At 33.1% G+C, this 11800-nt stretch carries 10 protein-coding genes; 2 read left to right on the forward strand and 8 right to left on the reverse strand.

The annotated features are described in order from the left end of the window. Positions 1-135: 135 nt before the first annotated feature. The 3 genes from QZU75_RS07860 to QZU75_RS07870 form a co-directional block, all read right to left on the reverse strand. Entirely contained in the window at positions 136-834 is a 699-nt protein-coding gene (locus QZU75_RS07860) for an ABC transporter ATP-binding protein (protein WP_296882820.1), read from the reverse strand. 9 nt (positions 835-843) lie between these two features. Continuing rightward, on the reverse strand, positions 844-1953 hold the full coding sequence (locus tag QZU75_RS07865) for an ABC transporter permease (RefSeq protein WP_296882822.1): 1110 nt from the start codon (positions 1951-1953) through the stop codon (positions 844-846). A gap of 310 nt (positions 1954-2263) precedes the next feature. Continuing rightward, positions 2264-5827, reverse strand: coding sequence for a C1 family peptidase (locus QZU75_RS07870; protein ID WP_296882824.1), 3564 nt, complete (start codon positions 5825-5827; stop codon positions 2264-2266). 96 nt (positions 5828-5923) lie between these two features. On the opposite strand from QZU75_RS07870, the gene QZU75_RS07875 reads away from it, so the two are divergent. Beyond that, positions 5924-6163 (forward strand): DUF3781 domain-containing protein, encoded by a 240-nt coding sequence (locus QZU75_RS07875; protein ID WP_296882826.1) that lies wholly within the window; start codon positions 5924-5926, stop codon positions 6161-6163. Between the two features lie 51 nt (positions 6164-6214). Here the strand turns inward: QZU75_RS07875 and fbp are convergent, their stop codons facing one another. Continuing rightward, positions 6215-7312 (reverse strand): fructose-1,6-bisphosphate aldolase/phosphatase, encoded by a 1098-nt coding sequence (fbp, locus tag QZU75_RS07880; protein ID WP_292605950.1) that lies wholly within the window; start codon positions 7310-7312, stop codon positions 6215-6217. 265 nt (positions 7313-7577) lie between these two features. Between fbp and QZU75_RS07885 the strand changes: the two genes are divergently transcribed. After that, entirely contained in the window at positions 7578-8012 is a 435-nt protein-coding gene (locus QZU75_RS07885) for a hypothetical protein (RefSeq protein WP_296882828.1), read from the forward strand. A 172-nt stretch (positions 8013-8184) separates the two neighbouring features. Here the strand turns inward: QZU75_RS07885 and thiI are convergent, their stop codons facing one another. From thiI to QZU75_RS07905, 4 genes are all read right to left on the reverse strand, one after another. Then, positions 8185-9339 (reverse strand): tRNA uracil 4-sulfurtransferase ThiI, encoded by a 1155-nt coding sequence (gene thiI, locus QZU75_RS07890; RefSeq protein WP_296882829.1) that lies wholly within the window; start codon positions 9337-9339, stop codon positions 8185-8187. 394 nt (positions 9340-9733) lie between these two features. Continuing rightward, positions 9734-10108, reverse strand: a complete 375-nt coding sequence (locus QZU75_RS07895; protein ID WP_296882830.1) for a hypothetical protein — start codon at positions 10106-10108, stop codon at positions 9734-9736. Positions 10109-10485: 377 nt separating this feature from the next. Then, positions 10486-11538 (reverse strand): Ig-like domain repeat protein, encoded by a 1053-nt coding sequence (locus QZU75_RS07900; protein ID WP_296882831.1) that lies wholly within the window; start codon positions 11536-11538, stop codon positions 10486-10488. Between the two features lie 24 nt (positions 11539-11562). Further along, positions 11563-11800, reverse strand: a 238-nt coding sequence (locus QZU75_RS07905) for a hypothetical protein (RefSeq protein ID WP_296882833.1), incomplete at its 5' end; no start/stop codon positions are given.

The following is an 11800-nucleotide window of genomic DNA, read 5'->3' on the forward strand; positions in this document are numbered from 1 at the left end:
ATTTAAGAAAAAAGTTTTATAAGAAAAAATAAATTGCTAATATCCACCATATATCATTTAAAATACATAATTGGAATAATCCACAGTTACCTGAACAAATAATATCATAAAAAAAAGAAAAGTAAAAATCGATGTTTAAACATCAATTTTACTGTTAATTAATGAGTCATCACCTGCTGAAATTATTTCACCATCCAAAACTTCGATAACTCTATCTGCAAGTTTAGCTACATCCATATCATGAGTTACAATAATCAGTGTTACATTCTTATCTTCGTGTAAATCAATTAGTTGCTTAAGGATTTTGCTACTTGTCTTTGAATCTAGTGATCCTGTGGGTTCATCTGCCAATATTATTGATGGTTCATTTGCAAGTGCTCGGGCAATAGCTACCCTTTGACGTTCACCACCAGATAACTTATTCGGTTTTATGTCAGCTTTGTCTTTAAGACCAACATCATCCAACAGTTTCAACGCCTTGCTTTTCATTTCCTTGGATGACAGTTTCTGCGTAAACATTGGAATTTCAACATTTTCCACAACAGATATATTCGGAATCAAGTTATGCAGCTGAAAAATGAATCCAATACTTTCGGCTCTGAATTCATTTAGTTTTTTGGATGAATTCAAGTCATGGCCCGCAACATTAATACTTCCAGAATCCGGAACATCCAAAGCTCCCAGCATATTTAACAATGTTGACTTACCAGACCCTGACGGACCGATGATTGATACAAATTCACCATCTTTTATTGTGAGATTTACACCATTCAATGCCTTGATTTTACCGTCTTCATAGCTTTTATACAAATCATTTATTTCTACAGCATTCATAATCTCACCTCATTCATACCTCAACGCTTCTGTTGGAGGCAGTTTAACCGCTTTGATTGCAGGATAAATTCCTCCGATAATTCCGACAACAATAGCAATTGCAAATGCCTGGATAAATATTTTAGGTGTAAACAGCGGTTCGATTCCCATTTGAGGTCCAAACAAAGTGCATGCCAAAAATCCTATTAATGAACCGATGATTGCTGATACTATAGTAATTACAAGTGATTCGCCAACAATCATTGTAAGGATTTTTCTGTTTGACCAGCCGACAGCCTTTAAAACACCAATTTCACGGGTTCTCTCAAACACACTCATAAGCATTGTGTTGATAATACCAAGACCACCAACTACAATCGCCAGAAGTGAAATCGCCCATGTTGATGCCTGAAGCATGTTCAGCATGTCTGCCATCTGAGTCATCTCCATTACGGATGTGACCGTTGTGATGTTGTCACCGTATTTTTCATCAATCCTGTCTGCAACTGTCTGAGGGTCTTCGCCCTTATTGACCTTGACATAGATGTTTGAGATTGAATCCTCATCATCCATCAATTCACCAACTTTGGAAATTGAAGTAAATACTCCCCCAGCCATGTTCTGATCTCCGGTTTCATAGATTCCAACGACCTCAAATTCTTCTCCGTCGATTTTGATTTTGTCACCTACACTATAATTATTATCCTCAGCATATATCTCGCCCAAAATAGCTTCTGACGCATTATCTTCCATTATTCTTCCTTCTTTCATGGAAATATCTGCTAAAGTCGTACCATTTGGATCTATACCTATCAATGTATTCATATAATCATCACCTACCGAAGTGAGGACTACATAAATCGGATAAGCTTCACTTACTCCCGAAACATTAGCGATTTTTTCTGTCCAATTTGCATCGATAGTGTTGGTTCCATAAGCCGAATCTCCAGTTTCCTTACCTGAAATTGAAAAATCAGCACCTCCTGCATGAATTGTGTCTTCGAAAGTATTAATTAAACCGTCTGTGATTCCACCAAGAGCAACAATTACTACAATACCAATTGCAATACCAATAATTGCCAGAATTGCACTGTTTTTTCTCCTGAATGGATTTTTAAGAATAAATTTTAAAAATGACATAATAATAAATAGGAATGTAGCATATAAATAACTAATTACACCATTAACCAAGATGCAAAAATCAGCTATTGAAATGCATGAAAAACTACTTTTAGAAGAAATTCATACAACTGAAATAGGCATGAATAATACCTGAAAAATCTTAGAATAAGTAAAAAATCAGTGAACTATTGCATTTTCAATCTAAACAAGACAATACAATTGTTTGAAAAAAGGAAAGAATTATGAAGGATGTTAACGATTGCACAATAACTATCAACTTTAAAATAATTACTGCACTTAAAAAAAAAGGTGTTAGAGAGTTTAATCTCTAACGTCTAACATTAAGAGTTGATTTTACAGCATCATTAAGGTAACTTACCTTAACTGTGTATTTTTTGACTTTCAATTTATTGATAGCTGCTTTTTTGATGGTTACTTTAGCAATTCCCTTTTTGTTGGTTCTTGCTTTGTAAGTTTTACCATTAACTTTGAATTTTACAACTTTGCTTTTAAGTGCTGTTTTTCCTTTTTTAAGGGTTGCACTTAATACAAGTTTCTTAGCTGATTTTTTAACAGTTACAGTCTTTTTGGTTTTTAATACCTGTTTTACTGTTAATTTGTTTTTAACTGTTTGACCTTTGTAGGTTGCAGCTATTGTATATTTTCCAGGAGTAACTTTGGAAGGTATTTTCAATATTGCATATCCGTTTGCATTGGTTCTTACCTTGAATGTCTTTTTGCCGATTTTAATGGTTACCAATTGGTTTTTACCTGCAAATTGACCGTTATCAGCCCTTACACGTACCTTGTATGAGTGTCCGTCATAGTAGTACATGTTCACATTTGAATTTCCGGCAAATCTGGACAGGACATTTATAGTTATCCTTAATTGTTCACCAGTTTCTGGATTTGCATAGTCAATATAATGTTTTCCTATTTCGTTTTTTGGGTCAATACCAATAGTCAATGTACCATTTGCATCAGTTTTTGCTCCTTTGATTACTTCATTGTCAAATTTAGCAGTTACTAAAGTATTTGCAAGAGGAGTTCCATTAGAGTCAAAGAACTGCACAGTGAATGAGCTTTTGGCGTTGTATGCCACGTTCATGCTTTTTTCATCATCACTGAATATGGTTGTTTTTACCAATACCATGCTTGAGAATGTTTGATTTTTGTATGTTATAGTTACAAGGTATTCTCCGGCAGGTAAAACTCCCAATGATATGCTTCCAGTTCCGTTAGATATTTGTATAGTGTAATTTTTATCTTGGAAACTGGCTTGAATGATGTCGGCTTCTGTAACATTGTAAACTGTAAATATGGTTTCATTATTATCGAAATATTTCACAACATCTTTTGTAATTACAGGACTGTGGTAAGTGTATGCCTTAACAGAAGCAACCATATTTTTATTTGAAAGATCAACAAATTTACCGTTATCCACCGCATAATTTACACCGGTCATATGTGCAGTTCTCATTCCTTCAACATATGGCATTGAAGAGGATTGGATTCTGATTTCAAATGTAGAATTAGGATCCACTGCAACATATTTATCCAATTTGATGGTTTCATATCCTGCATGAGTTGATTTTCCACTTTGGCTGTAAGCTACACGATTATTAAGGAATATTGAAATAGTATATGGAGTATTTGCATTTTCAAAGTAAGTTCCAACAGCAGCAATTATGTCTCCGTTTTCACTTGAATATATCTGTCCGTATGTATCGTAATTGTAAGAGTAGCCAGAAATTCCGTTCACTTCATTTTGGTATAGTTTTTCATAGAATTCAACATTATCAAAGGTGAATCCTACTGCATTCGCTTTCAATGACGCATCATAGTATGAAATGTAGAAGTATCCTCCATCTCCCCAGTCGGTTCCCCAGCTGTTTTTACAAATCCATGCACCGTTTCCAGGAGCAGGAGTTGAAAATTTGTTTTTTGAGAAGTTATCATCCCAACCAACCAAAGTAACGTAATGGTTTCCATTGTATTTGGAGTTGTATATTGACTTGTATTTATTGCTGTATGACGGATCTCGTGAATCTGCACCGTATACAAATAGGTTCAATGCACCATATTTTGTTAAATATTGCTTAATGGCATCCATATCATTTATATCTATGTAAACGGCATTTACTGTACGGTATGCACCATCAGGACTATAAGGTATTTTGGAAATTTTTCCAAGCTCATCATATGAGTCCTCTAATGTATTTGTTGCTCCAAACCAGCTTACAAAGTAAGCAGCAGACATATGCAATGTTCCGCCTTCAATTTCCTCAATCATTCCATAAATGGAATAACGCAGACCGAGGTTTTGAATATTATTTTCGGAAATGTCTATTTCTTTTCCGGTTGCAATTAAGAAAGAGGATTCAAATGCACCTGCTGCTCCAAATGCCCAACATGAACCCATTGAACCTTGATTTTTAACAGGAGTAACTAATCCTAAATCATTTAAATTGAAATATGAGTCCTTTGCAGAACCGTTAATAGGTCGTGGATCCAATATGATTTTTTCCCCATTGTATCTTACGATATAGTTAAAGCTTCTGTCATCTATTGTGCTTGTGTATTCACCACAGTTTGTTATGTTGGATCCCTCATCATCAAATCGGGTGTAAATATCTTTGCCGTTGTTTTTGAACTGTGAATTCATGATTTTATATTGTGTGGAATAACTGTAAATCGCCCCTCCTTCGCTTGCAACATTGTCTGTGAAAGTACAATTGTCAATTGTTGCGATTTCAAAGTCAAGAAGTACAGCACCACCATATCCATCATTTTCATTTGCTTTATTGTTAGTGAATGTGCCTTTGTTTATAATTACAGTTGCATTTGAGGTATATATTGCCCCTCCATTTTCATTTACTATATTGTTTGTGAATGTGGAGTTGGTTACAATAAGGACCCCACCTAACTGAAGTAATGCTCCTCCAAACTCTGCAGAGTTTTTGTCAAACAATGTATTTTGGATATTAACTAATCCTCCATTACAATTGGTTCCGTCACCGTTAATGTCTGCAAAGATAGCTCCACCATTTCGGGCAGCACTGACATTTATAAATTCACACTCATCTACAGTTAAATATGTATAATTGGTCGGATTTCCGCCTTTGATTGCAATAGCTCCGGCAGTCGCATTGGCTGTCAGATTAATGAATTTTGATTTTTTGACTGTTGTTAAACCTGAGTTGTATATTGCAGTTGCATATTTTGAGGCAATGTTTGCAAAAACACTGTTTGAAATCTCTATATTACTGCTACTTCCATAAATCAAACTCCAGGTTATTGGATTTTTGTTTGTAAATGTTGCATTATCCATAACTAATTGAGAGTCCTTTGCAAATATTGCAGACCCTGAACCCTGTGCAGAGGCGTCAATAAACCTGTCGTCAGTACTGTTAAACTCACCACCACTGCAGTATACCGCACCTCCAAAATCAGCAGAATTTGTATTCATGAATGTTACATTGACAGTAACAAGTCCTGAATTTACTTGAATTGCACTGTCATTTGTATTTTTCAAAATGAGATTTTTTAAAGTTAATGTGCCTTCGGATACTTTAAACATGAATGTTTTACCATCGGCATCAATAACATGATTGTTTCCATTTATTGTAAAGTTATCTTTAAATTCAATATACTTTATAGTGTCTTTTTCATCATATTTGTAATCGTTTTCTAAAGTTATTGCATCATCTGTTTTATTTATTGCATCAAATAAATCAGTGAATGACTTTTCGGAAGCATCAGAAATGACATCTTGTGTATCCGTCAGTTCCAAGGTGTCCTGTGCAGTCTGATTTGCATCTTCAGCACAAACTACTCCCATGGTCAGTATCAATAAAAATAGAAAGATTACAGATGACTTGATTAATTTCAATTTAATCTCTCCTATATTTTGTACAATACTATATACCATATTATTATATAAATAACTAATCATACAATTAATTTTAATACAAAATAAGGTGATAAAATGCATAAGAATATACTTTTAGAAAATGTTGATAAAATTCATACAACAGAAATGGGAGTTGGAAGGATTCAGAAAAATTTAGGCATTAGTGAAGAACCTGTAAGCTATTGCATTTCAAAATTAAAACAGGAAAATTCTTCTGTTACAAAAGAAGGTAAAAATTACTATGTCAATGTTGATGACTGCATAATTACCATCAATTCCAGCAGTTTTACAATAATAACTGCACATAAAAAATAATTAATGTGAAAAAAAAGTAAAAAAAAGAAGAGATTGAAAATCTCTTAAAATCTATTCATCCATATCTTCAAATCTGGATTCTAATTTTTCCATTACACCAGGAAGTGAGGTGTATTCCATTTCTTCAGCAGGTAATCTGTGAGGTTCAAATGGACCGTGTCTTCTGATGTAAGTTGCGATTTTAGCAGCTTGTTCACGGGTAGGGTCAAATGCAGGGTCATCGAATAAATCGACTGGTCCGATTAATTCACCGTTAGCTACTTGGAAACCTAAACCTACTACTCTAGGAGGTCCGTCGAATCTGATTGGGTTTGCTTCTGCTTCGGAAACAGGCATCATTGGACCGTTGTGGGATCCTCTCATCCATCCGCTTACCATGTGTGGGAATGCAAATGGGTCTACACATTCACCGTTTGCAGGGAAACCAGATTGTGCTCTTACCATACATACTGGGTCGTCTTTACCGACGTATTCTCCAGCCATTAAGTTTAATCTTTCAGTACTTATTGCAGCTGCGATTTCACCGTTTTTCTTCCATACTCTTTTAATTACGTATCTGCCGGTGGAACCAATTAATGCAAGTAAATCATACATTTCTTCAGGACAGTTTAAGATAACTTTTCTGTGTTCGATTACATCGAATACTTCAAATTTGAATCCATCGTGTAATGAAGGGTCAATAACAAGACCTGCAGTGTTGAATGGGTCTGCGAAGATTCTGAATACTGGTAAGTTGAATGCACCAGGTTCGGTTTTGTCACAGCAGAAGATTAACACAGGATCAGATGGTCTTTCTTCGAATTCCATTTCTGCTACACCAGGACCCATACCTTTGATGTTTCCAGAGAAGGTATCGGATAATAAGTCTTGACCTGCACCGTATAATTTTAATTCACGTGCTCTTTCAGTAGCTTTCATGAATGCATCGTATGCAGTTTTGTGTACTTCTTCGTTTTCTACACCTTTGTCGTGGGTCATGATTAAGTCAATGTCGTCACCACAACGGGATATATAGTAATCTTTTAAGATACCTGCTTCTAAAGCTTCGTTTAAAACTTCATCACAAATATCCATTAATTCAGGGTGTGCGACACAATGTCCGGACACACTTCCAATATCAGCTTTAATTACACTAACAGTAGTTTTCATATTAATAACCTCGATTAGTAAATTAATTATTTACTAGACATTTATTATTTTTATGATGTATAGTATTTATATTATTATGTTAACATGGTTATTTTTAAAAATGTTGATGAAAAACATGCTTAAGTTTTTGAAAAAAAACCTTTTGAAAAATCTGTCCATTGAATTACCTCAACCTAAATTGATATCAAGGCAGTTCAATTAGAATATATCAATAATCTAAATTAATGACAAACACTTTAAATGTTTTCAAAAGCAATATATTACCATGAATTTCATGAATGACTATGCGAATATAAAACAGTTCCAGCTGGTAAGATTCATTAATGAAAACTGCAGCGATGACCATGTGATATCAAAGATTTCAATAGTGCTTCGCCGGGACAAAATAGAGGCCCCTTTTTACATGATGACAAAAATCAGAATGTCTTCATGCATTGACAGACAAGACAACGGAATCATTCACGCCATGGATATAATAAACCATCAGAGGATGCATAATCTGACTGAAGAAAAATTCAATGAAATAAAATCCCTGATTTGTGATAATATTGACGGCAGCGACGAATCGGACATGGTTAAAATCTTTAAAGAAGACAAGAGGATGAAGTTAGCTTTGATGTCCAAAAATGACGATGAATTCAAAATCCTTTTTGAAAAATATCATGAGCTTTTTGAAATGATTGACAGACTCGTAGGATAGTGCATTTGAAACATAGTTTACTGCATACAATATCAGTTCCACCTGTTGCTTAGATTCAATAATGTTAACATGAACAATATATAACAATCACAAAAAAAGTTTTAAAGCTAAAAATAGCTAAAAGCATATATAATCAAAGTAATTCAACTTAAAAAAAAAGAAATGGGAAAACTCAATCGAGTTTTCTAATATTATCAAAAGCCTTTTCGATTTCAGCATCCTGATTCATATCTTCACATGCTTTTTTAACTCTTTCCAAATCAGCACGAGTTTCAGGATATCTAGGAACCGCACTGCATCCACCATCATCGATTTTAGATATTTCAAAGGTTCCAATCTTTTTAGCAATTTCTGTAATTTCCTCTTTATCCAAACCAATTAATGGGGATAAAATAGGCATATCCACACCATATCTAGTTGCCAATATGTTTGATAAAGTCTGTGAAGCAACTTGACCTACACTGCTTCCATCCACAATAGCATCGGCACCTAATTTTAAAGCCAATTTTTCAGCTATCCTATACATTCCTGACTTGCATAAAACACAGGTCATTTTCTCAGGAGCCTTTTCTTTAGCAACACTCAAATATTCTCCATAATCAATAACTCTCCTTTTAATAGGAGTGCCTTTAGCATAAATATTTAACTGATCGACCAATAAATTAAAGTTTTCAGTAACTTTTGGACCTGAAAATGGATCATTATTACAGTGCAAAGCTACAACTTCACAACCCCTTTTCATCATCAGATATGCTGCAACTGGAGAGTCAATACCACTTGAAAGCAAGACTACAACTTTTCCCTGAGTTCCTAACGGCAATCCTCCAGGACCTCTGATTTTTTCATGGAAAATATAAGTATCATCTTCCCGCACTTCAACAAAAATTGTCAAATCAGGATTTGTCAAATCAACAGGTGCCAAAACAACACGTCTTACAACTCCACCACAGTGAGCTGCCATTTCCTGTGAAGTAAAGTCATGCTTTCCTACACGACGGCATTTAATTGCAAATTTGGTGTTTTCATCCAGAATTCCTTCAGCAATCAAATCTTTAGTGTATTCTGCCAAAGTTTCATCGATATCTTCATAATTTGTATTAGTCGAAGTGGCCGGTGAGTAAGATACAACACCGAATACCCGATTCAGCTTTTCAATTCCTTCGTCAAAATCCTTTGGAAAAATGTATATTCTTCCCTGGTTTCTATCAACATCGCATTCAAAAGTAGCTTTAATATTTTTAACTAGCTTTCTTTCAAAGCGTGACCTTATTTTAGGGCTTTTAAGCCCAATTTCACCATATCTTGCGATAATTAAATCATGATTCATTTAAAACACTCTTTTAAAGTTAAGTACACGCTGAAAAAAATAGCAATCCCTTCAATACTAGTTTTTTAAATATAACAGCAAGTATATTTTTTATACTAATCTATTATAAAACTTTTCGAGTTTCAGAAATTATCTGATTTTTCGAGACTGTGAAATCTTATAGGTTTATATTATTTATAGATGTTTTTTCTGTCCAATTTTCCATTTGGCAGTCTAAATGTTAGAATTCCATTTTTAGTCCCGTATAATTTTTTAATTATTTCAGGATTGGTTTGTCTGTAGTAATTTTCGACTTTATTAAAATTTCTTTCAATGAATTTTAAAAAAGCCTATGAAACTTTACAGCCTCAAAAAAAATAAAAAAGAGAAGATTTTTAAAAAAAATCTTTAAAAATTATTTTCTACGTCTTAATGAAACAGCACCAATACCTGCCACCGCAAATAATAATACCACTAATGGATTACCAGTTACAGGATTATCTGAAACATTAGTGACATTTTCAGTGCCATTATCTGATTGTGTAGGTTCGCTAGATACTGCATAATATATATCCGCAGTAGCATTATCAGGTTCTGGAGGTAAAGTGCCATTTACAACACCAATGTCATCCACTTCAGTACCGTTGTCTTCCGGATCATCATCAATATCAGTTCCATTATCTGAAGGGTCAACTTCAGTCAAATTAGTATCTTCTGCAAAAACCAGACTTCCACTAATTAAAATCATGAAAATTGCTAAACCCACAATTAATGTTCTATTAAATTTCAAGATTTAACCTCCCGTAAAAATATATTACATTTCCAATATAAAAATTTTTTGAAAAAAAGTACAGTAAAATTTAAAAAAAATGAGTCTGTAAAATTTTACAGACTCGATTTTTCAAAAAAGAAAATAGAACAAGAAAGGAGGCAGAAACAACAAATTAAACATTATTAATAGAATAAAGAGAATTTTTACAAGAATTAACCATAAAAAACCTACAACAAATCAATACATGACAAAGTTTATGATAATGACACAAAACAATTATAACAAAACTTTAATATTTTGCCTAAAATTGAAATGGTTAACGGAAGTTGAATTAAAAAAATATCAATGAGATTAATTTAAAAAAAATAAAAAAAGAAAAAATTAACTAAAAATGATTATTTGATAGTTATTTTTTTACTTGCATTGGATGCTTTGTAATAACCATTTCCAGCAAAGTTAATTTTTGCATTATAACTGCCTTTTTTAGTTAATTTAGTTATTTTAAATGTAGCTTTACCTTTGGAATTGGTAGTAGCCTTATAGGTTTTACCATTAATTTTTAAGGTAACTTTAGCTTTTTTAATAGCTTTTCCCTTATTATTTTTCAAGGTAATGTCATATTTTTTAGTTTTTGCACTAGCCTTGAAAGTTTTTGCTTTAGCAGTTAATTTGGAAGCTGCTTTTTTAATGGTAATTAGATTTTTAGATACAACATCATTATTATATTCAGTGTAGATATAATAGTCTCCGGCTGCCAAATCTATTGTCAAAGATGCAGTACCATTGGCATCTGTTCTCGCAATATAATCTTTATTGTTGATTGAGAATATAACATCTTTTCCAGATCCTACTGCTTTATCTGATTCAAGAATAGTTGCTTTAAATGTAACTGGACCAGAGTAAACTTCACTCATATCAGTAGCATTTGCAGATAATTTGTTTCCTCCAAACATGTTTAAAATGCTGGTGACATCAAAAGTACCATTGGTTCCATTTAAAAAACTTGAGATGTTGAAACTTGTTCCATTACCAAAACCTATAGAACCATTTCCTAAAGATGAGAAATTGAATGAGGTTCCATTACCAAAAGTGAAAGTACCGTTAAATAAATCTCCAAAGTTGAATTTTGTTCCATTACCATTATCGAAAGTAATATTTTTGAAATCAAATGTGGTATTACCAAAACTAATACCAAGATTATCAGAGTCTTCAGAAGCACTGAGTTCGTCGGAATCATCAGTCACTTCCTCTTTAATCACATTTTCTTTTTCTACATCATTAACACTTACTTGATTATCATTTTCAGCTACGGATAAAACATCAGATGAATCATCCGCATCAGAAATTACAGCAACATCTGAAATATTGTTTTCAGCACTTACCGCACTAATCGCAAGCAAGGAAATGAAAACCATTGAAATTAATAATAAACTTTTCTGAATATTCATTTTTTTCCTCCTTTTAAATTATTATTAAAAATTTTCAATATAGTATATTACATTTTTATTGCATTTAAACATATCTATTTTTTTAAAAAATAACATGAAATAATGAATAAAAATTAAAAAATTTAGACTACAGGATGGGACATGACTCCCATTGATTTTTAATTTTTTTTCGCTTATTTTTCCTTTAATTTTATATACTATGAAGTACAATCTTTTATTATAGAGATTAATCTTTGTGGTTGTTTTATTTATGGTTTTAAAA

Source organism: uncultured Methanobrevibacter sp. (genome assembly GCF_902764455.1).
Lineage (GTDB): Archaea > Methanobacteriota > Methanobacteria > Methanobacteriales > Methanobacteriaceae > Methanocatella.

Coding starts and splice junctions, on each gene's coding strand:
- QZU75_RS07860 (WP_296882820.1), bottom strand. CDS start 834: ATGAATGCTGTAGAAATAAATGATTTGTATAAAAGCTATGAAGACGGT.
- QZU75_RS07865 (WP_296882822.1), bottom strand. CDS start 1,953: ATGTCATTTTTAAAATTTATTCTTAAAAATCCATTCAGGAGAAAAAAC.
- QZU75_RS07875 (WP_296882826.1), top strand. CDS start 5,924: ATGCATAAGAATATACTTTTAGAAAATGTTGATAAAATTCATACAACA.
- fbp (WP_292605950.1), bottom strand. CDS start 7,312: ATGAAAACTACTGTTAGTGTAATTAAAGCTGATATTGGAAGTGTGTCC.
- QZU75_RS07885 (WP_296882828.1), top strand. CDS start 7,578: ATGAATTTCATGAATGACTATGCGAATATAAAACAGTTCCAGCTGGTA.
- thiI (WP_296882829.1), bottom strand. CDS start 9,339: ATGAATCATGATTTAATTATCGCAAGATATGGTGAAATTGGGCTTAAA.
- QZU75_RS07900 (WP_296882831.1), bottom strand. CDS start 11,538: ATGAATATTCAGAAAAGTTTATTATTAATTTCAATGGTTTTCATTTCC.